22 protein-coding genes are annotated in these 22,223 nt (G+C 72.2%); 10 read left to right on the forward strand and 12 right to left on the reverse strand.

All coding sequences use genetic code 11. From position 1 onward, the window contains the following. The first annotated feature begins 7 nt into the window (after window positions 1-7). Complete coding sequence (locus tag C3489_RS01770) at window positions 8-652, forward strand: TetR/AcrR family transcriptional regulator (RefSeq protein WP_103779071.1); 645 nt, start codon at window positions 8-10, stop codon at window positions 650-652. Window positions 653-787: 135 nt separating this feature from the next. Next, window positions 788-2,332: an MFS transporter gene (locus C3489_RS01775; protein ID WP_103779343.1), complete on the forward strand. Its 1,545-nt coding sequence runs from the start codon at window positions 788-790 to the stop codon at window positions 2,330-2,332. A gap of 15 nt (window positions 2,333-2,347) precedes the next feature. On the opposite strand, the gene C3489_RS01780 is transcribed toward C3489_RS01775, so the two are convergent. Then, window positions 2,348-2,875: a MarR family winged helix-turn-helix transcriptional regulator gene (locus tag C3489_RS01780; protein ID WP_103779073.1), complete on the reverse strand. Its 528-nt coding sequence runs from the start codon at window positions 2,873-2,875 to the stop codon at window positions 2,348-2,350. Between the two features lie 118 nt (window positions 2,876-2,993). Here C3489_RS01780 and C3489_RS01785 point away from each other — a divergent pair, with 118 nt between their 5' ends. Beyond that, window positions 2,994-3,782, forward strand: coding sequence for a dioxygenase (locus tag C3489_RS01785; RefSeq protein WP_181139461.1), 789 nt, complete (start codon window positions 2,994-2,996; stop codon window positions 3,780-3,782). Window positions 3,783-3,802: 20 nt separating this feature from the next. On the opposite strand, the gene C3489_RS01790 is transcribed toward C3489_RS01785, so the two are convergent. Then, window positions 3,803-4,315: a GNAT family N-acetyltransferase gene (locus C3489_RS01790; RefSeq protein ID WP_103779075.1), complete on the reverse strand. Its 513-nt coding sequence runs from the start codon at window positions 4,313-4,315 to the stop codon at window positions 3,803-3,805. Window positions 4,316-4,543: 228 nt separating this feature from the next. Between C3489_RS01790 and C3489_RS01795 the strand changes: the two genes are divergently transcribed. Next, complete coding sequence (locus C3489_RS01795) at window positions 4,544-5,539, forward strand: RNA polymerase sigma factor RpoD/SigA (protein ID WP_103779077.1); 996 nt, start codon at window positions 4,544-4,546, stop codon at window positions 5,537-5,539. 501 nt (window positions 5,540-6,040) lie between these two features. Here C3489_RS01795 and C3489_RS01800 read toward each other — a convergent pair. Next, window positions 6,041-7,009: a YafY family protein gene (locus C3489_RS01800; RefSeq protein ID WP_103779079.1), complete on the reverse strand. Its 969-nt coding sequence runs from the start codon at window positions 7,007-7,009 to the stop codon at window positions 6,041-6,043. A 62-nt stretch (window positions 7,010-7,071) separates the two neighbouring features. Between C3489_RS01800 and C3489_RS01805 the strand changes: the two genes are divergently transcribed. From C3489_RS01805 to C3489_RS01825, 5 genes are all read left to right on the forward strand, one after another. Further along, window positions 7,072-8,595: an MFS transporter gene (locus C3489_RS01805; protein WP_103779081.1), complete on the forward strand. Its 1,524-nt coding sequence runs from the start codon at window positions 7,072-7,074 to the stop codon at window positions 8,593-8,595. Window positions 8,596-8,801: 206 nt separating this feature from the next. Next, complete coding sequence (locus tag C3489_RS01810) at window positions 8,802-9,563, forward strand: DeoR/GlpR family DNA-binding transcription regulator (RefSeq protein ID WP_103779083.1); 762 nt, start codon at window positions 8,802-8,804, stop codon at window positions 9,561-9,563. Beyond that, a complete protein-coding gene (gene pfkB, locus C3489_RS01815; RefSeq protein WP_103779085.1) occupies window positions 9,560-10,507 on the forward strand; it encodes a 1-phosphofructokinase in 948 nt (315 codons plus the stop codon). The genes C3489_RS01810 and pfkB overlap by 4 nt, the downstream gene beginning before the upstream one ends. Before the next feature lie 156 nt (window positions 10,508-10,663). Then, window positions 10,664-12,799, forward strand: coding sequence for a fructose-specific PTS transporter subunit EIIC (locus C3489_RS01820; RefSeq protein ID WP_103779087.1), 2,136 nt, complete (start codon window positions 10,664-10,666; stop codon window positions 12,797-12,799). A gap of 124 nt (window positions 12,800-12,923) precedes the next feature. Next, complete coding sequence (locus tag C3489_RS01825) at window positions 12,924-13,193, forward strand: hypothetical protein (protein WP_103779089.1); 270 nt, start codon at window positions 12,924-12,926, stop codon at window positions 13,191-13,193. Window positions 13,194-13,223: 30 nt separating this feature from the next. On the opposite strand, the gene C3489_RS01830 is transcribed toward C3489_RS01825, so the two are convergent. From C3489_RS01830 to C3489_RS01845, 4 genes are all read right to left on the reverse strand, one after another. Then, window positions 13,224-13,970 (reverse strand): DUF6227 family protein, encoded by a 747-nt coding sequence (locus C3489_RS01830; RefSeq protein WP_103779091.1) that lies wholly within the window; start codon window positions 13,968-13,970, stop codon window positions 13,224-13,226. 177 nt (window positions 13,971-14,147) lie between these two features. After that, on the reverse strand, window positions 14,148-15,368 hold the full coding sequence (locus tag C3489_RS01835) for an Ig-like domain-containing protein (RefSeq protein WP_103779093.1): 1,221 nt from the start codon (window positions 15,366-15,368) through the stop codon (window positions 14,148-14,150). A 169-nt stretch (window positions 15,369-15,537) separates the two neighbouring features. Continuing rightward, window positions 15,538-16,563, reverse strand: a complete 1,026-nt coding sequence (locus C3489_RS01840; protein WP_103779095.1) for a P1 family peptidase — start codon at window positions 16,561-16,563, stop codon at window positions 15,538-15,540. Between the two features lie 39 nt (window positions 16,564-16,602). Next, window positions 16,603-17,838 carry a low temperature requirement protein A gene (locus C3489_RS01845; RefSeq protein WP_103779097.1) on the reverse strand — a complete coding sequence of 412 codons (1,236 nt, stop codon included), beginning with the start codon at window positions 17,836-17,838 and terminating at the stop codon, window positions 16,603-16,605. 129 nt (window positions 17,839-17,967) lie between these two features. On the opposite strand from C3489_RS01845, the gene C3489_RS01850 reads away from it, so the two are divergent. Then, the gene (locus C3489_RS01850; protein ID WP_103779099.1) at window positions 17,968-18,150 is read left to right on the forward strand and encodes a hypothetical protein; all 183 of its coding nucleotides are present in this window, start codon (window positions 17,968-17,970) and stop codon (window positions 18,148-18,150) included. Between the two features lie 20 nt (window positions 18,151-18,170). On the opposite strand, the gene mscL is transcribed toward C3489_RS01850, so the two are convergent. The 5 genes from mscL to C3489_RS01875 all read right to left on the reverse strand — a co-directional run bounded on the left by mscL (window position 18,171) and on the right by C3489_RS01875 (window position 22,133). Beyond that, window positions 18,171-18,626, reverse strand: a complete 456-nt coding sequence (gene mscL / locus C3489_RS01855; protein WP_103779101.1) for a large conductance mechanosensitive channel protein MscL — start codon at window positions 18,624-18,626, stop codon at window positions 18,171-18,173. Between the two features lie 135 nt (window positions 18,627-18,761). Further along, complete coding sequence (locus C3489_RS01860; protein WP_103779103.1) at window positions 18,762-19,274, reverse strand: hypothetical protein; 513 nt, start codon at window positions 19,272-19,274, stop codon at window positions 18,762-18,764. Window positions 19,275-19,538: 264 nt separating this feature from the next. Then, window positions 19,539-20,381: an S-methyl-5'-thioadenosine phosphorylase gene (locus C3489_RS01865; RefSeq protein WP_103779105.1), complete on the reverse strand. Its 843-nt coding sequence runs from the start codon at window positions 20,379-20,381 to the stop codon at window positions 19,539-19,541. Between the two features lie 77 nt (window positions 20,382-20,458). Further along, window positions 20,459-20,773, reverse strand: a complete 315-nt coding sequence (locus C3489_RS01870) for an FmdB family zinc ribbon protein (protein WP_103779107.1) — start codon at window positions 20,771-20,773, stop codon at window positions 20,459-20,461. 67 nt (window positions 20,774-20,840) lie between these two features. Continuing rightward, the gene (locus tag C3489_RS01875) at window positions 20,841-22,133 is read right to left on the reverse strand and encodes an MFS transporter (protein WP_103779109.1); all 1,293 of its coding nucleotides are present in this window, start codon (window positions 22,131-22,133) and stop codon (window positions 20,841-20,843) included. Window positions 22,134-22,223 lie beyond the last annotated feature (90 nt).

The raw sequence follows: 22,223 nt of genomic DNA on the forward strand, positions 1-22,223 counted from the left end.
GTACGCCGTGACGACCACCGCAACCGCGCCGCGCAAGGTGAGCCGGCCGCGTGCCGACGCCCTGCGCAACCGCGAGCGCATCGTCACCGCGGCCCGCGAGATGTTCGTCGAGGACGGCCCGGACGTGGCGCTCGACGAGATCGCCCGCCGGGCCGGCGTCGGCAACGCCACGGTGTACCGCAACTTCCCCGATCGTGACGCCCTCGTCCGCGAGGTCGTCTGCTCCGTCATAGACCGGACGGCGCGGGCGGCCGAACAGGCGCTGGCCGAGACCGGGGATGCCTTCGAGGCTCTGGAGCGCTTCGCGCACACCGCCGCCGACGAGCGGATCAGCGCGCTGTGCCCGATGGTCTCCAGCACCTTCGACAAGTCCCACCCCGACCTGGAGGCGGCGCGACAGCGGGTCGAGCGCCTGGTCGCGGAGATGATGGACCGCGCCAAGGCGGCCGGTCAGCTCCGCGCCGACGTGGAGGTCGGCGATCTGGTGATCGCCGTGGCGCAGCTCAGCCGGCCCCCGGCCGGCACCGGCAGCGGCAGCCTCGACCGTTTCGTCCACCGCCATGTGCAGCTGTTCCTGGACGGGATGCGGGCACCGGCCCGCTCCGCCCTGCCGGGCGCGGCCGCGACCGTGGAGGATCTCCGCAACGCCTGAACGATGAGTTCCGCGCCCGACATCCGTCTGAACGAACGACGACCGTTCCATCGGCCGCCGCGGTAGGCGAGCCGTTCCCGCAACGCACGCTTTCGCACGCTTTTTCCGTCACGAAGTCCCGAAGTGGGTACCTCCATGTCCAAAACCGCCGTCAAGGCACCCGACACCGTCCCCAGCGGCGGCGACGCCAACCGCTGGAAAGCGCTCGTCTTCATCGCGCTCGCCCAGCTGATGGTCGTCCTCGACGCCACCATCGTGAACATCGCCCTTCCCTCGGCCCAGCAGGACCTCGGCATATCCGACGGCAACCGCCAGTGGGTCGTCACCGCCTACGCCCTGGCCTTCGGCGGTCTGCTGCTGTTCGGCGGCCGGATCGCCGACCTGTGGGGCCGCAAGCGCGCCTTCGTGGTGGGCCTGGCCGGCTTCGCCGCCGCGTCCGCGCTCGGCGGCGCCGCGACCACCGGCGCCATGATGTTCGGTGCCCGCGCCCTCCAGGGCATCTTCGGCGCCCTGCTGGCGCCGGCCGCGCTCTCCCTGCTCGCGGTGATGTTCACCGACGCCAAGGAGCGCGCCAAGGCGTTCGGCATCTACGGTGCCATCGCCGGTGGCGGCGGCGCCGTCGGCTTCATCCTCGGCGGCGTGCTGACCGAGTACATGGACTGGCGCTGGACCTTCTTCGTCAACATCCCGTTCGCCGTCATCGCCGCGGCCGGCGCCTACTTCGTCATCCGTGAGCCCGAGGGCGGCCGCAACCGCAACCCGCTCGACATCCCCGGCGTGCTCCTGTCCACCCTGGGCCTGGTCGCGCTGGTCTACGGCTTCACCCGCGCCGAGTCCGACGGCTGGGGCGACACGACGACCACCTCCCTGTTCGTCGCGTCCGCCGTCCTGCTGCTGGCCTTCGTCGTCACCGAGGCCAAGGTCAAGGCCCCGCTGCTGCCCCTGCGTGTGATCACCGACCGCAACCGCGGCGGCGTCTACCTCTCGCTCGGCATCGCCATCATCGCGATGTTCGGCACCTTCCTCTTCCTGACCTACTACCTGCAGGTCGTGAAGGGCTACTCGCCGATCAAGACCGGCTTCGCCTTCCTGCCCATGATCGCGGGCATGATGGTCGGCTCCACCCAGATCGGCACCCGTCTGATGACCCGCGTCCCGGCCCGCGCGCTGATGGGCCCCGGCTTCGTGGTCGCCGCGGCCGGCATGCTGCTGATGACGCAGCTGACGATCGACTCGTCGTACACCTCGACGCTGCTGCCGTCGATGCTGCTGCTCGGCCTCGGCATGGGTACGGCGTTCATGCCCGCCATGTCGCTGGCCACCCTGGGCGTCGAGCCCCGGGACGCCGGTGTCGCCTCCGCGATGGTCAACACCTCGCAGCAGGTGGGCGGCGCGATCGGCACCGCCCTGCTGAACACGATCGCCGCCTCCGCGACCACCGCGTACATCAAGGACCACATCGCCGGCGCGACCTCGAAGTCGCAGGCGCAGCTGGTCCAGCTGCAGGGCCAGGTGCACGGCTACACCAACGCCATCTGGTTCGCCGTCGGCATGCTGGCGCTGGCCGCGGTGATCGCGGTGACCCTGGTCAACGCCGGCCGCCCCGGCTCCTCCCCGGTGGCCTCCGGCTCCGGCGACGGCGTCGAGGACGAGGCCCCGATTCCGGTGGTGGCCCACTGACCGGCGCCCGGTGAACTAGCGGAGCCAGGGCAGGTCCGCACCCGCTTCCTTGGGCTGGAGGCCCTCGGCGACGATCTCCATGATCTCGCCGAGGGCCTTCTGCTGTGCCGGGCTGAGCCGCTCGAACAGCGCCTGGCGCACGGCGGCCACATGGCCGGGCGCGGTGCGCTTCAGCACCTCAAGGCCCTCGTCGGTGAGCACCGCGAACTGGCCGCGCTTGTCGGATGGGCAGTCCTCGCGGCGCACCCAGCCGTTCTTCTCCAGGCGGGCGATCGCGTGGGAGAGCCGGGAGCGGGTGATCTTGGCGTACATGGCCAGCTCGGTCATGCGCAGCCGCCTGCGGGGGGACTCGGCGAGACGGACGAGAAGGCCGTAGTAGATGTGCGGCATGCCCGCGTCCCGCTGGAGCTGGCGGTCGAGATGGTCCTCCAGGAGCGTGGTGGCCTCCAGGTAGGAACGCCACACGCGCTGCTCCTCGTCGCTGAGCCAGCGGGGTGTCTCCGTGGATGTCTCCGTGGATGCGGATGCGGGTGCCGTGGTCATACCACCACTGTACGGGCCCTGTCCTTGAATCTTAAACAAATCGGACGTACCCTGGAGAGAGGAAAGCTTGAGACTTAAAGCATCTGTTTGAGCACCACGTTCCGAGGGAGTACCGCCGATGTCCGCCACCACCCGGGAGCGCATGCCCGCCCTGTACCTCAGCCACGGCGCCCCGCCGCTCGCGGACGACCCCGTCTGGCCCGGTGAGCTCGCCGCCTGGTCCGCCGCGCTGCCGCGGCCGAAGGCGATCCTGATGGTCTCCGCGCACTGGGAGGAGGCCCCGCTCGCCCTCGGCGCCACCACGACCGTCCCGCTCGTCTACGACTTCTGGGGCTTCCCCGAGCACTACTACCGCGTCCGCTACGAGGCGCCCGGCGCCCCGGAGCTCGCCGAGAGCGTCCGCAAGCTGCTGCGCGCCCCCGGTATGCCGGTGCAGGACATCCCCGACCGCGGCCTCGACCACGGCGCCTACGTGCCGCTCGTCGAGATGTACCCCGGCGCCGACATCCCCGTCCTGCAGGTCTCCATGCCCACGCTGGACCCGGTGCGGCTGATGGAGATCGGCCGCCGGCTCGCGCCGCTGCGCGACGAGGGCGTCCTGATCGTCGGCTCCGGCTTCTTCACCCACAACCTGGCCGCGCTGCGGCACGCCGGCGGCGTCCCGGCCTGGTCGGCGGAGTTCGACGACTGGGGGCGGCAGGCCCTGGACGGCGGTGACGTGGACGCGCTGCTGGACTTCCTGCACCGCTCCCCGGCCGGGCAGCTCGCCCACCCGCGCACCGAGCACTTCGCCCCGCTGTTCGTGACCATGGGCGCGGCGGACGCCGCCGGTGAGCTCGGGGAACAGAAGTCCGTGATCGACGGGTTCTGGCTGGGGCTGGCCAAGCGGTCGGTGCAGTTCGGCTGACCCGTCCGCTCCGGGCGGCCTCAGAGATCCTTCTCGTACCAGGCCACGTCCCAGTAGCGGCCGAACTTGCGGCCCACCTCCCGGTACGTCCCCACGTGCCGGAAACCGAAGCGCGCGTGCAGCCGGGCGGACGCCTCGTTCGGCTGGGCGATGCCCGCGTAGGCGCGGTGCAGGTCCTCACCGGCCAGCGCCTCGAACAGCGCCGTGTACAGCAGCGTGCCGACGCCGCGCCCGCCGGCCCCCGGGGCGACGTAGACCGTCGTCTCCACGGAGGTCGAGTAGGCGGGCTTGGCGCGGTAAGGGCTGGATGTGGCGTACCCCAGAATTTCCTGTGTGTCCGCGTCCGTGGCAACCCTCAGACGGTACGGGCCGTCTTCAGGGTGGGAGAGCAACCAAGGGCGGCGCTCTTCGGGGGGGAACGCAGTGGTGTCGAATGTGATGGGCGTCTCACGTACATAGTGGTTGTACAGATCCGTGAGGCCTTCGAGGTCGGCCTCCGTCCCGGGCCTGACCTGCACATCTCGACGTCGCATCGGCACCTCGCCTCCTCGTGCGGCCGCACAGGGTACTGCATGATCAGAAAATTCGGGGGTCGGGTTGGGAATTCTGTCCGGATTCCAGTCGTTGTTTCCATCGGATGCAGGGCACCCGAGGAGAGTCCGAGGAGTCCGGAGGAGGGTCCGGAAGACCTCGGAGGCGCTCCTCGCCGTGCCGAGTGTCCGACGGACCACCCGCTGACCCACCATCGCAAGGGAGCACGCATGGCAACCCGTGCCGTCGCCCGTCGTCAGTCCGCCACCGGCGAGACGGCCGACGCGGCAAGCAGTGTTCGCGCCACCGGCGACATCGCCGACCGCGATCTGGTCGGCATGTACCTCGACGAGATCGCGCGGACACCGCTGCTCGACGCCGCCAAGGAGGTCGAGCTGTCCCAGCAGATCGAGGCGGGTGTCTTCGCGCGGCAGATCCTCGACGGGTTCGAGGAGTCCGAGGTGGATGCGAGCCGTGAGGAGCTGAAGGCCCTGGTCGCTCAGGGAGAGCGGGCCAAGGACGTCTTCATCCGCTCCAACCTGCGGCTGGTCGTGGCCGTGGCCCGGCGCTACCCGCGCAGCGGCCTGCCCCTGCTGGACCTGATCCAGGAGGGCAACGCCGGCCTGGTGCGCGCGGTCGAGAAGTTCGACTACCGCAAGGGCTTCAAGTTCTCCACGTACGCCACGTGGTGGATCCGCCAGGCGATCACCCGCTCCATAGCGGACCAGTCGCGCACCATCCGGCTGCCCGTCCACCTGGTGGAGGAGCTGGGCCGCATCCGCCGCGTGCAGCGCGAGTTCAACCGCGAGCACGGGCGCGACCCGGAGCCCGCGGAGATCGCCGCCGAGCTCGGCGCCACGCCGGAGCGCGTCACCGACGTCCTGGACTGGGCCCGCGACCCGGTCTCGCTGAACATGTCGGTGGACGACGAGGGCGAGACCCAGTTCGGCGACCTGCTGGAGGACACCTCCGCGGTGAGCCCCGAGCAGTCGGTCCTCACGCTGCTGCGCAGCGAGGAGCTGGACGACCTGATCGGCCGCCTGGACCAGCGCACGGCCTCGATCATCAAGATGCGGTACGGCATCGAGGACGGCCGTGAGCGCACGCTGACCGAGGTGGGCAAGGAGCACGGCCTGACGCGCGAGCGGATCCGGCAGATCGAGAAGCACGCGCTGCTGGAGCTGAAGAAGCTGGCCCGTGACACCGGCTTCGACGCGGCGGCCTGAGCGGGCGTACGAGGGGCGTCCGGCGTGCGCGGGCGCGTACGCCGGGTGGCGAAAGACCGCGCAAACATGGCGCTGTTCCGCCGCTTCAACCCGCGGGGGCCAGGGAACAAGACTTCACAGCACGGGAGTTCGGACGGAGACCCACCGACTCCCGCCCCCGGCAGACCGTTTCGGCGGCTCGCGAGCCAACTGAACCACGTCCCGACGCAATCCCCCCCGGCGCCGGGACTTCCCAGAGCCGGACTTCGGCGCCTTCCCCCCGGGTGCCGGGGTCCGGCTCCTTTGTGCCTACGACGGGATCACCGAAGGGCGGGAGCACGGCGAGACGGAACGGGCCACCCCGTACCTGAACCACGGGGTGACCCGCCCGGACCGGAGATTCTGTCACATCGGTGTGCAATGCCTCACCCCGCCCGGCCCGCCTCCGCCGCCCCGCCTCGCCCGGCTCCCTCGCTCAGCGCCATGGCCCCGCCCCGCTCAGTGCCATGGCCCCCGCCCCGCTCAGCCGCTTCGCCCGGCCCGGCTCAGCCGCTCGCCCAACTCGCGTACCGACTCCACCAGTTCCGCCGGCTCGCGCACCGTGAAGTCGAAGCCCAGCATCGCCAGCCGGGCCGCCAGCCAGTCCACCGGGCCGCTGCCCCGGCCGCGCAGCACACACCCGCCGTCCTCGGCGGGCTCCGGCGCCCCGAGCCACTCCGGCACCCGCGCGGCGACCGCCTCCGCCGGTGCGGCGAACGCGACGAGGAAGTCGTACGACTCGTGCCCGCGCCGCATCGACCGCCGCAGGTACTCCGCCGCGCTCCCCTCGGGCAGCTCCCGCGGGGTGAACCGCGCGCCCGTCGCGAACGGCTCGCTCACCCGGTCCACGCGGAACGTCCGCCAGTCCTCGCGCCCCAGGTCGTAGGCGACGAGGTACCAGCGCCGCCCCGTCGACACCAGCCGGTACGGCTCGGTCAGCCGCCGCGACTGGGTTCCGTCGGCGGCCCGGTAGGCGAACCGCAGCCGCTCCCGCCCGGCCACCGTGGACGCCATCACGGTGAGCGTCTCGGGTGCGATGCTCGGCCCGTCCCCGCTGGTCAGCAGCGTGGTGGCGGCCTGCAGCGTGGTCACCCGGTGGCGCAGCCGGGCCGGCAGCACCTGTTCCAGCTTGGCCAGCGCCCGCACGGACGCCTCCTCCACGCCCTCGACCGCGTGGCCGGCTCCCGCCCGCAGCCCGACCGCGATGGCGACCGCCTCCTCGTCGTCGAGGACGAGCGGCGGCATCGCCTTGCCCGCGACCAGCCGGTAGCCGCCGTCGGCGCCCATGGTCGCCTGCACGGGGTAGCCGAGTTCGCGCAGCCGGTCGATGTCCCGGCGGACGGTGCGGCGGGAGACGCCGAGCCGTTCGGCGAGCTCGCCGCCGGGCCATTCGCGCGGCGTCTGGAGGAGGGAGAGCAACTGCAGCAGCCGGGCCGGGGTGTCCGTCGTCATGGAATCGAGAATGCCGCAGAAATAGGACGTGATCTGACCTACTGGCGTCCTACCTTCGACGCATGACCTCCAGCGAGACCGAAACCCGCCTCACCGCACCCCCTGGCACCGGCGACCGCCGCCGCTGGTTCGCCCTGGCGATCGTGATGACCGCCGCCTTCATGGACCTCGTCGACGTGACGATCGTCAACATCGCCATACCGTCGATCCAGCGGGACGCGGGCGCCTCCTTCAGCCAGATCCAGTGGATCACCGCGGGCTACGCGCTCGCCTTCGCCGCCGGTCTCATCACGGGCGGCCGGCTCGGTGACATCCACGGCCGCAAGCGGATCTTCCTCCTCGGCATCGCCGGCTTCACGCTCGCCTCCGCCCTGTGCGGCTTCGCCGCGAACCCGGAGATGCTCGTGGCCTCCCGCGTCCTGCAGGGCGCGATGGCGTCGCTGATGGTGCCCCAGGTGCTGTCGATCGTGCACGCCACCTTCCCGGCGCACGAACGCGGCAAGGTCTTCGGCCTGTTCGGCGCGATCGTCGGACTGGGCGCGGTGTCCGGTCCGCTGCTGGGCGCGCTGCTGACGGAGTGGAACCTGTTCGGTCTGCAGTGGCGGCCCATCTTCCTGATCAACCTGCCGGTCGGTGTCGCCGCCTGGCTGCTGGGCCGGCGCTTCATCACCGAGTCGCGCGCCCCCAAGGCGCTCAAGCTGGACCTGGTCGGCGTCGCCCTGGTGACGCTGGGGCTGCTGATGCTGCTCTACCCGCTCACCCGCGGCCGTGAGCTGGGCTGGCCGCTGTGGGGGTACGGCTCGATGGCCGGCGCGCTCGTCGTCTTCGCGGCGCTGGTGGCCTACGAGCGGCGCAAGGCGGCGCGGGACGGGTCCCCGCTGGTGGAGCTGTCGCTGTTCCGTGTGAAGAGCTTCGCGGCCGGGATCGCCGTGCAGACCGTGTTCGGCATCGCGCTCGGCGTCTTCTTCCTGGTGTGGACCCTGTACATGCAGATGGGCCTGGGCTGGAGCCCGCTCAAGGCGGGGCTGACCGGCGTGCCCTTCTCCATCGCGGTGTCCACGGCGGCCGGGCTGAGCGTGCAGAAGCTGGTTCCGCGGTTCGGGCGCGGTGTGCTGCAGGCGGGCGCGCTGGTGATGGCGCTGGGCGTGCTCGTCTACATCGCGGAGGCCGCGCACTACGGCCTGTCCATCGCCCCGTGGCAGATGGCGCTGCCGCTGGTGGTGATGGGCGTGGGCATGGGGCTGATCGTCGCCCCGCTGACGGACGCGGTGCTGTCCCAGGTGCCGCGCGAGCACGCCGGTTCGGCGTCCGGGCTGATCAACACCGTGCAGCAGATGGGGAACGCGCTGGGCCTCGGCCTGGTGTCGGTGGTCTTCTTCGGCGAGATCGGCGACCGGCTGGCCCCGGCCGAGGTGGGCCCCGCCTTCGTGCACGCCTTCCAGCACGCGCTGGGCTGGGTGGCCGGGGTGATGGGCGCGATCTTCCTGCTGATGTTCGCCCTGCCGAGGCGGCCGGCGCAGCACGTGGAGGGGGCGGCGGCGGAGCAGCTTCCGGCGCGGGACGAGGAGCCGGAGCTGGTGTCCTGACGATCACCTCACGGTCGTAGGAGACAGAGAGGGGCCCGGTGCCGATGGCGCCGGGCCCCTCTCCTCATGCCTGGTCGTGGCACCTTTCCCTGCCTGATCATGCCCGTTTGCTTCTGATTGCGCCCGAACCTGTTTACTTTCCAGAAATCCGGGCGTAGCCTCCGAGTGAAACCACACGTTCGGGTATGAGTCGGAGGCGAACGGACATGTACGCACCGGAGCGGCAGCAGGAGATCCTCCGGCTCGCCCGGGACGGCGGCCGGGTGGACGTCGTGTCGCTCGCCGAGGAGTTCCAGGTGACGGCGGAGACCATCCGCCGCGACCTGAAGGCCCTCGACCGGGCCGGGCTGGTGCGGCGTGTGCACGGCGGGGCCATCCCCGTCGGGCGCCTGGACTTCGAGCCCGACCTCACCGAGCGCGAGTCCACCGCCGCCGGCGAGAAGGACCGCATCGCCAAGGCGGCCCTGGCCGAACTGCCTGCCGAGGGCACGCTGATCCTCGACGCCGGCACCACGGTCGCCCGGGTGGCCGCCGCGCTGCCGCTGGAGGCCGACCTCACCGTCGTCACGCACTCGCTGCCCATCGCGGCCCGCCTCGCCGACCACCCCGGCATCCAGCTCCACCTGGTCGGAGGCCGGGTGCGGCACCGGACAAGGGCCGCCGTGGACGCCTGGGCGCTGCGGGCGTACGGCGAGATCCGCGCCGACGTGCTGTTCGTGGCCGCCAACGGCTTCTCCGCCGAGCACGGCCTGACCACCCCCGACCTCGCCGAGGCCGCCGTCAAGCGCGCGGCCGTCGCCGCGGCCCGCCGGGTGGTCCTGCTCGCCGACTCCTCCAAGCACGGCCAGGAGCACTTCGCCCGCTTCGGCGACCTGAGCGACGTGGACCTGCTGATCACCGACAGCGGGCTGAGCCCCGAAGACGCCGCCGGCATCGAGCGCGGCGGCACGGAAGTGGTACGCGCATGATCCTCACCGTCACCCCCAACCCGTCCCTCGACCGCACCTACGAGGTCCACGCGCTCCAGCGCGGCGAGGTCATCCGCGCCGAGACCGAGCGCACGGACCCCGGCGGCAAGGGCGTGAACGTCTCGCGCGCCGTCGCGGCCGCCGGGCGGCGCACGGTCGCCGTCCTGCCCCTGGGCGGTGCGCCGGGCGCGCTCGTCGCCGACCTGCTCGACGCGCAGGGCATCGAGGTCGCGCCGGTGCCCGTCGCCGGGGCCACCCGCTCCAACATCGCGCTCGCCGAGGCCGACGGCGTCCTGACGAAGATCAACGCGCCGGGCCCGGAACTGACCGCCACCGAGCAGGAACGGCTGCTGGAGACCGTGCGCGAGGCCTCGCGCGGCGCGGACTGGATCGCCTGCTGCGGCAGCCTGCCGCGAGGTCTGGCCCCCTCCTGGTACGCCGATGTCGTCACCCGGGCGCACGCCGGGGGCGCGCGGATCGCGCTGGACACCTCGGGGCGCGCGCTGCTGGAGGCGCTGCGCGCCCGGCCCGACGTGGTGAAGCCGAACGCCGAGGAGCTCGCGGAGGCCGTCGGGCGCCCCCTGGCCACGGTGGGCGACGCGCTCAAGGCCGCCGAGGAACTGCGCGAGATGGGCGCGGGCGCCGTGCTCGCCAGCCTGGGCGCCGACGGCCAGCTCCTGGTGGACGCCTCGGGCGCCTGGTTCGGCAGCGCCCGCGTGGACGCCGTACGCAGCAACGTCGGCGCCGGTGACTCCTCCCTGGCCGGCTTCCTCATCGCCGGCGGCAGCGGCCCCGAGGCCCTCGCCTCCGCCGTGGCGCACGGCGCCGCCGCCGTGCAGCTGCCCGGCAGCGTGATGCCGACGCCGGGCGACCTGGACCCGGCGGCCGTGACCGTCACGGACCAGGTGCCCGTCGACCGCCCGCTGACGGAGCCGGTGCCATGACGCCCCACGTGCCCGCTCTCCCGCGGCCCGGCTCCCCGTTAGGCGCCGCGACCGCCCCCGTCGCCGTAGTCCCCGTAGTCCCCGCACCCTCCCCCCTCCCCGTCCCCACCCCGCCCACCCCACCGACCGGGCGATACGCGAGCTAAGGAGCCCGCGATGAGCGACATGATCACCGCGGAACTGGTCGACCTCGACCTGTCCGCCACGACCAAGGAAGCGGCGGCCCGCGCCCTCGCCGAGCGCATGGTGGCGCTGGGCCGGGTGACCGACCTGGACGGCTTCCTCGCCGACGTGGCCGCCCGCGAGGCGCAGATGCCGACCGGCCTCGACGGCGGCATCGGCATCCCGCACTGCCGCAGCGCCCATGTCACCGAGCCGACGCTGGCCTTCGGGCGCAGCGCCGCCGGCATCGACTTCGGCGCCGCGGACGGCCCCGCCGACCTGATCTTCCTGATCGCCGCACCGGCCGGCGCCGACGACGCCCATCTGACGATCCTGTCGTCGCTGGCCCGGCAGCTGATGAACGCCGAGTTCACGGGCGCGCTGCGGTCGGTGGCCGGGACGGGCACGGCGGCGGCGCTGATCCGTGGGGACATCACCCCGGCCGACGCCGAGGCCGAGCGGGCCTCCGCGGACAGCGCAGCGGCCCCCGCGGACGGGGAAGCCGCCTCCGCGGACACCGGACCGGCCTCCGCGCAGGCCCCCTCAGACTCCGTGGCGACGCCGGTGGCGGCCTCCGCCGGCGCCGCCACGGACACCACCTCCCCGTCCGGTGAGCGCGGTGAGCGTCCCTTCCGGATCGTCGCCGTGACCTCCTGCCCGACCGGTATCGCCCACACCTACATGGCCGCCGAGTCGCTGGAGAACGCGGGCCGCGAGGCGGGTGTCGAGCTCGTCGTGGAGACGCAGGGCTCGGCCGGCTTCACCCGGCTCGACCCGGCGGTGATCGCGGACGCGGACGGCGTGATCTTCGCCCACGACGTGCCGGTGCGCGACAAGGACCGCTTCGCCGGCAAGCCCACCGTCGACGTCGGTGTGAAGGCGGGCATCAACCGCCCCGCCGAACTGATCGCCGAGGTCCGGGGGAAGGCGGCACGCGGCGAGGCGACCGCGGCGGCACCCGCCTCGGGCGCCACCCCGGTCGAGCGCGCGGGCGAGACGGGCGAGGGCTACGGCACCAAGCTGCGCAAGTGGCTGATGAGCGGTGTCAGCTACATGGTCCCGTTCGTCGCGGCGGGCGGTCTGCTCATCGCGCTGGGCTTCGCCATCGGCGGCTACAAGATCAACAAGGCGCCGTCGGTGATGGACCACTTCATCTGGACCCAGGCCGACAGCTGGGGCGCCCTGCTGTTCCAGATCGGCGGTGTGGCCTTCGCCTTCCTCGTCCCGGTCCTGGCCGGGTACATCGCCTACGGCATGGCGGACCGGCCCGGCCTGGTGCCCGGCTTCGTCGGCGGCTCGATCTCCCTCACCATCAACGCCGGGTTCCTCGGCGGTCTGGCCGCCGGTCTGATCGCCGGCGGGGTGGTGATGTCGATCCAGAAGGTGCGCATACCCGCGGCGCTGCGCGGCATCATGCCGGTGGTGGTGATCCCGCTGATCTCCTCGGCGATCGTCGGGTTCCTGATGTTCGTGGTGATCGGCAAGCCCATCGCCTCCGCCCAGAAGGCCATGACGGACTGGCTGAACGGCCTCACCGGCACCAACGCCGTCCTGCTCGGTGCGCTGCTCGGCCTGATGATGTGCTTCGACCTCGGCGGTCCGGTCAACAAGGTCGCCTACACCTTCGCCACCGCCGGTATCGCCGTCGCGAGCCCCAGCGACTCCGCGATGAAGATCATGGCCGCGGTGATGGCCGCCGGCATGGTCCCGCCGCTGGCGATGGCCCTGGCCACGACCGTGCGCGGCAAGCTCTTCACCCAGACCGAGCGCGAGAACGGCAAGGCCGCCTGGGTGCTGGGCCTGTCCTTCATCTCCGAGGGCGCCATCCCGTTCGCGGCGGCCGACCCGCTGCGGGTCATCCCCTCCGCGATGGTCGGCGGCGCGATCACCGGCTCCCTGTCGATGGCCTTCGACGCCACCCTGCGCGCCCCGCACGGCGGCATCTTCGTGGTCCCGCTGATCGGCAACCCGCTGCTGTACCTGATCGCCATCGCCGCGGGCGTCTGTGTCACGACCGCCCTGGTCATCGTCCTCAAGGGGCTGCGCAAGCCGGCCCCGGGCGCGACGGCCCCGGAGCCGGCCGACGGCACGCTCCCCGCGGAGGGCTCCAAGCAGCCGGTGGCCGCGTAGGAGCGGCATACATATCCCTTTCAGCCACTGTGACTTGTTCACGATGGCTGTCGGGATAGGTCCACATGCGAGATACGTCACGGTCCGGGGCCAAAGTCCCGGACCGTGCTGTGTACTGGACCGTATGCCCGAGCACCTCTCGTTCCTCCCAGCGGCGGGGGCGGCCTTCCTCACCCTGGCCTGCGTCGCCTGGCTGATCGGCGTCACCCGCATGCTGCGCCGCTTCCGGGCCGAGGCCGCCATGGCATGGCCCGCGTCCCCGGGTGAGGACACCGCCCTGCCCGCGATGCCCGGACCGCGCGAGACCGGCCCCCGCCGCGAGGCCGTCGAACTCACCCCGGCCGAACGGGAAGCCTTCGCGGGCCTGGTACGCCGGCTCGACAGCGGTCACTGACGACAGGGCCGCGCGGGCGGGGTACGCCGCTCAGGACACCTTCGCCGCGCGCCGCTCCATCGCCTCCCGAGCCGCCTCCTCGCTCGTGTACACCTCGCACATGTGCCGCCCGTCCGGCGTCGCCGTGTGCTCGACCTCCCACAGGGCCACCTCGCGGCCGTCGCCCAGCAGGAAGGCGTGCTCGTAGAGCGAGAAGCACAGGCCGATACGGCCCGCCCGGCAGGGACGTCCGAAGGCCTGGGTGATCCGGTGCCCCCGCGCCGTGGCCAGCAGGGCCGCCGTCTCCCCGCCGGGGCGGTCCGCGTTCTCCGCGCGGCGCAGCAGCCGGCGCGCGTGGTCCGCCGAGCCGTCGGTGACGTACACATGGCGCGGACGGGGCACCGGCGCGCACTGCGCCGGCAGCGGCAGCTCGAACTCCGTCCCGTCCGACGGCAGCGGCAGCCGGGCTGTGGCCGCGCGCAGCTCCTCCTCGTCGATGTACACCTCGTGGTCCGGGTCGCTGCCCGGTGCGGTGTTGTGGACCAGCTCCCACAAGGTGAGCGCGGAGCCGTCCGCCAGCAGCCAGGTGTGCCGGTAGGTCTCCCGGTGCAGCCCCGCGCTGTGGTGCGCGGAGTGCAGCGAGCTGTCGTACGCCAGCGCGCACTCCAGCCGACGTATCACCTCGTCGGGCAGCTCGAAGGAGTTCAGGGCCCGGCCCAGGAGCCGCGCCAGCTGGTCCTCCGGGGACTCCGGCGACTCGGGTGGTTCGTACGCTGCCGTCTCGTACGGAACGCTCAAGGGGTCTCCCGCGCTTGCTGCATGTCACCTTGTGGGTGCATACCGTAGCCCCTCGGCCGGACATCGTGTCCGGGAACCGAGAAAACGTACGCCCGGGAAACGCGCCGGGCCGTGCGGGAAGTTCCCGCACGGCCCGACGGATCGTCAGCGGCCTTGCTCAGCAGGCGTTTCGACTGGTCAGACGGCGCTGCCGGCGACCCACTCGCTCCACGTCATGTTCCAGCCGTTGAGCCCGTTGTCGGGGGCCACGGTCTTGTCCGGGGAGTTCTTGACGATCACCACGTCACCGAGCAGCGAGTGGTCGTAGAACCACTTCGCCTGAGTGTCGCCCTGGGCACCCCGCACATCCGCCAGGCCCACGCAGCCGTGGCTGGTGCCCTCGCGCCCGAAAGGCGGATTGCCCTTGTTGTACCAGTAGTTGCCGTGGATGAACGTCCCCGACTGCGTCAGCCGCATCGCGTGCGGCACGTCCGGGATGTCGTACTCCCCGCCCAGCCCGACCGTCCGGCTGTTCATCCGGGTCTGGGTGAACTTCTCGGAGATCACCATCGTGCCGTTGTAGGTGGTGTGGTCCGGGCTGCCGGAGGAGATCGGGATCGACTTCACCGTCTGGCCGTCCCGCACCACGGTCATGGTCTGCGTGTTCACGTCCACCGTGGAGACCTGCGACCGCCCGACGGTGAAGGTCACCGTCTTCTTCTGCACGCCGAAGACGCCGTTCGCGCCCTGCACGCCGTCCAGGTCGATCTTCATCGTGACCTTGGAGCCGGCCTTCCAGTAGTCCTGCGGGCGGAAGTCGAGCCGCTGGGCCCCGAACCAGTGCCCGACCACCTGCTGGCCGCTGCTGGAGGTGACCGTGATGTGCGACTGCACGGCCTTCTTGTCGCTGATCGCCTTGTCGAAGGTGAACGACACCGGCATGCCGACGCCCACCGTCGTGCCGTCGTCCGGGGTGTACGACCCGATGAAGCTGTTCGCCGACGAGACGGTGGTGAAGATGGAGTTCGCGGCCGCCGTCCGGCCGTCGGAGTCCTTCGCCGTCGCGGAGATCTGGTACTTCGTCCCGCGCTCCAGCTGCTCCTTGGGTTTCCAGGTGCTGCCGTCGGCGGATATCTCACCGGCCACGGCCTGGCCGGTGCCGGCCACCGTCATCTTCACGTCCGTCAGCTTGCCGTCGCTGACCTTGACTCCGGTGGTGTTGATCGAGGCGCCGGTCGAGCCGTCCTTGGCGGAGATGGCGATCTTCGCGACCGAGGTCTTGGTGTCGCCGCCGCCGCTCTTGCCGTCGTTGTTGTCGGCGCTGGCGTTCCCGCCGCACGCGGTGAGGGTCAGGGCGCCGACCATCAGGGCGGCACAGGCCCCCAGTACGCGCCGCGCTGCTGTGTCCGGCGTTGTCACGGGCTGCTCCTCATGTGGTGTGCGTGATCCACTCCGATTACGTGAAGAAAGAGTGATCGGACGACCGGCACGGTTCCCCGCGGTGCCGGGGGAGGGGCGTGCGTGACAGAACTGCGACAATTCCTGGGCCGGGGGAGGGCGTTCGGGGCGGAACCCGTCCCGCGCTGCCTCAGCCGTACAGCTCCCCGTACGACGGCCAGGTGCCCCCCGGGCCGTCCACCGACTCCGCGGCCCGCACCGCCTTCACGATCGCGCGGGTCACCACGTCCGCGGCCGCCGCCAGCAGTTCGTTCAGGGCAAGGGGGTTGCCGGCCTCCAGCGCCCGCGCCCCCGTCGCCAGGGCGAAGACACTGTCCCCGTCGTTGAGCAGGTGCACCGGCCGCACGGCCCGCGCGATGCCGTCATGGGCCGTACCCGCCAGCTTCTGCGCCTGCGCCTTGGACAGCTCCGCATCCGTGGCGACCACGGCCAGCGTCGTGTTGAGGGGCGGCGCCGCCGACGCCGCGGCGAGTTCGGCCAGACGCGCCCGCGCGGCCTCGTGCACCCCCGCCGGCGGATACTCCACCCGCCCGCCCTGGAACAACTCCCCGTACAGCACCCCCGTCGACGGATCCACCACCGCCCCGGCCGCGTTCGCCACCACCAGCGCGCCCACGGTGACCCCCGAGCCGAGCACCGCGCTCGCCGTCCCGACCCCGCCCTTCAACAGCCCGACGGCCGCCCCCGTACCGGCCCCCACACACCCCTGTGCGACCGCCGCCCCGAACCCGCTGCCCGCGGCCGCCTCCACCGCCGCCCGCCCCAGCGCGGCATCCGGCCGGGCCCGGAAGTCACCCCCGCGCCCGAGGTCGAAGACGCACGCCGCCGGAACCACGGGCACGACATGCGCGGGATCGGGACCCACCCGCACTCCGCGGCCCCGCTCCTCCAGCCACGCCATGACCCCGGACGCGGCGTCGAGTCCGTACGCGCTGCCGCCGGTGAGCACCACGGCGTCGACCTTCTGCACGAGGTTGCGCGGATCGAGCGCGTCGGTCTCCTTCGTCCCCGGCCCGCCGCCGCGCACGTCCACGGCGGCCACGGCTCCCCCCTCGGGCGCGAGCACGACGGTGGTCCCCGTCAGCCACCCGTCACCACGGCGCGTCGCGTGTCCGACCCGCACCCCGGCGACATCCGTCAGAGAGTCAACTGTCATACGCCCCAGTGTGACCCGGCACGCAGGGCGCAAGGCCCCTCACGTCGTCGTAGCGGCTCTCTGCGCGCTTCTGCGGGCCGCCGTCCGTGCCGTCAGTGTCACCCCCACCGCCACCGCCGTCCCCGACACGATCCCCGCCGCGAGCACCGCCCAGTCGCCCAGGAATGTGCAGCAGATCACCAGCAGCGCGGTCACCGGCAGCACCAGCTGCTGCGCGATGCCCACCTTGAAGTGGCGTGCGTGCAGCGCCCACACGGTGAGCAGGTACAGCGCCGTCGGCAGGGTCACCGCGGCCGACGCCGCCGTGGTGGAGATGTGCGCCGACCCGACCGCCTGCTCCACGGCCACCTCAAGACCCGCGCCGATCGCCGCCGCCGAGGCGAAGATCAGGTAGTGGCCGTAGCCCCACAGGAAGATCTGGCCGCCGTAGCGCAGACGGCCGTGGATGGGCACCACGAAGTAGATCCACCAGGCGGCGAACACGATCAGCAGGCCGCCCGCCGCGATGGGCAGCAGCTCACCGAGGGCGTCGTGCTCGTCCACGGCCGTCTTCACGGCGACGGTGGCCGCGGCGATCGTCTCGCCGAGCACGATGATGGTGAACAGGCCGTAGCGTTCGGCGATGTGGTGCGGGTGCCAGGACGTGGCGAAGTCCTTCTCGGCGAGCACCGGCACGGCCAGCTCCACCAGCACCATCACCAGGAACAGCCAGGGCCGCGCGGGCTCGGGCAGCAGGACCAGTCCCAACCAGCCGATCTGGCACAGCAGCACGCCCAGGGCGTACCGCAGCGCGGTGGTGCGCTCGGCGCCCTCGGCCGCTCTCGCGGCGCGCAGCCACTGCGCCGCCATCGCCAGCCGCATGATCACATAGCCGAGCCAGACGACCAGGAAGTCGTGGTCGTCGAAGGCCCGGGAGACCCCCGCCGCCAGCACCAGGACACCGGCGATCTGCACCAGGGTGACGACCCGGTACAGCACGTCGTCGTTGTCGTAGGCGGAGGCGAACCAGGAGAAGTTCATCCAGGCCCACCAGATGGCGAAGAAGACCATCGCGTAGTTGAGGATGCCCTGGCCCGCGTGCCCCTCGGCGAGGAAGTGCACCAGCTGGGCGCCGGCCTGGGAGATCGCCACGACGAAGCACAGGTCGAAGAAGAGCTCCAGCGGTGAGGCGACGCGATGGGCCTCCTCGCGCCCGCGCGACGTGAGCCTGCGCAGGGGCCGGTGATGGGCGGGCACGCCGGAAGGCGCCGGGGGCTGGCTGGAACTCGACGTCATGCCTCCCAGCACAGCAGATAACGAGCCAAAAATCTTGGGACCGGCGCCGCGCCGTACCGGACCGGCAGCGCGCCGTACCGCGTCGGCACCGCGCCGTAGCGGACCGGCGCCGCCCCGTACCCTGGAGGCATGAGCACCGAGTCCGCCCCCGAGCCCCGTGATCCGAAGGCCGCGCTGGTCTTCGACGACCCGTTCGAGCTGCAGTCCTCGGACGACACCGACCGCGGGTGGGGCGAGCGCCCGGGAACGGCCGGCGACAGCGCGGCCGACCTGAAGCGCTTCCTCGACGAGAAGCCGCCCCACCACCTCTGAGCCGGCCGGGCCGTGCGCCGCTACTCGCCGCGCCCGGCACCCCGCTGCGCGACCAGGGTGTCGCGGATCTCCTTGAGCACCTCCAGCTCGCTCACCTCGACGACCTCCTTCGTGCCCTCCCGGGCCGCCTTGCGGTCCGCCTGACGGGCCAGGTACTTCGCCATCGGCAGGACCATCAGGAAGTAGACCACCGCGGCGGTGATCACGAAGTTCAGCGCGGCGCCGAGGACCGAGCCCCACATGATGCGGATGCCCTCGTCCTTGGTGCAGGTCCCGGTCAGGCAGGAGCTGTAGTTGTCCAGGCTCTGCGTGCCGATCGCGCCGACCACCGGGTTGATGACGCCCTTCACCACCGAGTTCACGATGTTGGTGAAGGCGGCGCCGATGACCACCGCTACTGCCAGATCGACGACGTTGCCGCGCATCAGGAAGGCCTTGAAGCCCTCCCAGACGCCCGGATCCTTCTTCTCGCTCACCTCGGGGCCCTTCCTCGTCCTTACGGCATGTGGAGTAAACCGCTCCGCAACCTACGACAGGCCAAGGGAGGCGTGTCCAATCCGATAACTCGATCGAGCTACTTGACAAACAGCGCAGGCGGCTGACCTCCGGGTTCAGCACAGCGTCACCGCCAGACGTGCCGTGGCGCTCGCCCCGACGAGCCGGGCCGCCGTGGCGCGCGGCACCGACAGGACGACCAGGGCGCCGCCGTCCGCCGTGTCGTCCGCCGCCCCGGGCAGCCGGGCCACCCGGGCCCCACGGGCCACCACGCGGGCGTCGCCGCCGCTCGTGGCGTCCTCGGCGGCGATGACGTCGACCCGGTCCCCCGGCCGCAGCAGGCGGACCGTGCCGGCGTCGGCGATCCGCACCGGTGCCGCCACCGTCCCGGCCCCCGCACCGCCGCGCACAGGCGAAGGTGCCGCCGGGTGTGCCAACGGGCGTCCCGGTGGGTGCCCGCGGCCCCTGTCGGCCGTCTCCCGCGGCCCCGCCGCCACCAGCGCGGCCGCGGTGACGGCCAGCCCGGCGGCGACGGCCCGCCTGCGGTGCCGGGCCAGCCGGTGCGCCAGCAGACGCACACCGCGCACCCGCACCGGCGCGAACCGCGGCACCTCGCGGGTGGGCGGCACGCCGTCCGACGGTGAGGAGGACGAAGGTCCCGGGAAGGAAGGGGCGAAGGAAACGGACACAGGGATCACCACCCGCTGGCGAGGACATCGCTTGCGAGACCCACGATGAGGCCTCGCGCCGGGGCCCGCCGACGCCCGTGGACAACCGACGGGCTGTGGACAACTCCCTCACTCGAACGGAAGGTTCCACGCCCCCGTCACGGACGGTTCCACACTCTCGTCACGGAAGCCTCCACCCCCGTCACGAACGGATCGACACCCCCGTCACGGCAGCTCGAACCCCGGGTCCATCCCTCCCAGCGCCGAGGTGCACAGGCAGTCCCGCTCCCCGTTCGAGGGCAGCGCGGCCACCGCGTCGAACAGCACCCCCCGCAGCCGGTCCACGTTCGCCGCGAACACCCGCAGCACCTCGTCGTGGGAGACGCCCTCACCGGTCTCCGCCCCGGCGTCGAGGTCGGTGACCAGGGTCATCGAGGTGTAGCAGAGCTCCAGCTCGCGGGCCAGCGCCGCCTCCGGGTGGCCGGTCATGCCGACCACGGACCAGCCCTGCGCCTGGTGCCACAACGATTCCGCACGCGTCGAGAAGCGCGGCCCCTCGACCACGACGAGCGTCCCGCCGTCCACGGGCTCCCAGTCCCGCCCCCGGGCCGCCTTCAGCGCGGCCGCGCGCCCGGTGGGGCAGTAGGGGTCGGCCAGGGACACGTGCACGACGTTCGGCACCGTGCCGTCGGGCAGCGGCAGCCCGTCGAAGTACGTGCCCACCCGGGACTTCGTGCGGTCCACGAGCTGGTCCGGCACCAGCAGCGTGCCCGGCCCGTACTCGGGCCGCAGCCCGCCCACCGCGCACGGCCCGAGGACCTGGCGCACCCCGAGCGAGCGCAGCGCCCACAGGTTGGCCCGGTAGTTGATGCGGTGCGGCGGCAGATGGTGACCCCGGCCGTGGCGGGGCAGGAACGCGACCCGGCGGCCGGCGATCTCGCCGAGGAAGAGGGAGTCGCTGGGCGCACCGTAGGGGGTGTCCACCTGGATCTCGGTCACCTCGTCCAGGAACGAGTAGAAACCGGAGCCGCCGATCACGCCGATCTCGGCGTTCGCGTTGTTCGCCATGCCCGCACCCTAACCGGCCGGGCACACGCCGAGGACCCCGCCGTCGGGCGACGGCAGGGTCCCGGGAAAAGTGAGTCTCAGGCGGCCGAGGAGCTGGTGGAGCTGCTCGACGAGGAGCTCGACCCCGCGTCCGAGGAGGACGAGGACGACGACGAGGACGTGCTCGACGTGGAAGAGGACGACTTCGACGACGCCGGCGAGCTGCTCGACGAGGAGCCGCGGCTGTCGTTGCGGTAGAAGCCGGAACCCTTGAAGACGATGCCGACCGCGGAGAACACCTTCTTGAGGCGGCCCTTGCAGCTGGGGCACTCGGTCAGGGCGTCGTCGGTGAACTTCTGCACCGCCTCAAGGCCCTCGCCGCACTCGGTGCACTGGTACTGGTAGGTGGGCACTGTCTTCCTCCTGGCACTCTCACTCAATGAGTGCTAACGACGATCCATACTGACGTATTCCCGAGCGTCAGTCCACTGTCACCGGCACGCGGTGACCCACGCCACGCGCGACGGTACGGCCCCGGGGGTGCGCCACCAGCCGGGAGCGCAGCGCCAGCAGGGTCACCAGGGCGAGCACCGTGCCGCCCATCGGGACCAGGAAACCGGCGCCGCCCCACAGCCGGTCCTCCAGCTGTCCGGCGACCGTGACGGCGGCGGCCTGGCCGAGCGCGACCGCGCCGGTCAGCCAGGTGAACGCCTCGGTGCGCGCACCGGCCGGCACCAGGCCCTCGACCAGGGTGTAGCCGGTGATCAGGGCGGGCGCGATGCACATGCCGACCAGCAGGCCGAGGCCGGCCAGCAGGAGCGTGGAGTGGGCGGTCCACAGGGCGGAGGCGACCAGTGCCAGGGCGGCGTAGCCGACGACCAGGCGGCGCTGCGGGGCGACCTTCCAGGCGACGGCGCCGCAGACGAGCCCGGAGATCATGTTGCCCGCCGCGAAGACGCCGTAGAGCACACCGTTCAGGCCGGGCTCGCCGATGGACTCGGTGAACGCGGCCAGCGACACCTGCATGCCGCCGAAGACGGAGCCGATGCCCAGAAACGTCACGATCAGCACGCGCACGCCGGGGACGCGCAGCGCGGAGGTGCGCTCCACGCGCGCGTGGGCGTCGGCGGAGTGGACCTGGGGCTGGGTGCTCTTCTGCGCGGCGAAGAGCAGACCGCCGACCAGCGTCAGCGCGGCCTCGGTGATCAGACCGGCGGCGGGCGCCACGGTGGTGCACAGGGCGGTCGCCAGCAGCGGGCCGACGACGAAGGTCAGCTCGTCGGTGACGGACTCGAAGGCCGCGGCGGTGCTCATCAGCGGGGAGCCCTTGAGCTTCACGCCCCAGCGGGCGCGGACCATGGGCCCGATCTGCGGCACCGAGGCGCCCGTCGGCACCGCCGCCACGAACAGTGCCCACAGCGGGGCGTGCGCGAGGGCGAGCGCGGTCAGGGTGAGCCCGGACAGCGCGTGCACGATCACGCCGGGCAGCAGGACGGCGCGCTGGCCGTAGCGGTCGGCGAGACGGCCGCTGTACGGGGCGAACAGCGCCATCGACACGCCGGTGACGGCCGCCGCGGCGCCGGCCGCGCCGTAGGAGCCGGTGGTGTGCTGCACGAGCAGCACGATGGAGAGGGTGAGCATCGCGAACGGCTGGCGTGCCGCGAAGCCGGGGAGCAGGAAGGTCCAGGCGCCGCGGGTGCGCAGCAGTTGCCCGTATCCAGGGCGGGCGGGAGTCGCCGCCTTCGTCTTCTCCGAGGTGACCGTGGACGCCACGGCCCGTGCCTTTCTGCCGCCTGGTAGCGCGGCGCCCTGGTAAGGGGCCGTGCGCCGAGAGCTGTCCTCTTGCGCGGACTGCGGTAGATG

The sequence above is a fragment of the Streptomyces sp. Ru71 genome (genome assembly GCF_002920535.1).
Lineage (GTDB): Bacteria > Actinomycetota > Actinomycetes > Streptomycetales > Streptomycetaceae > Streptomyces.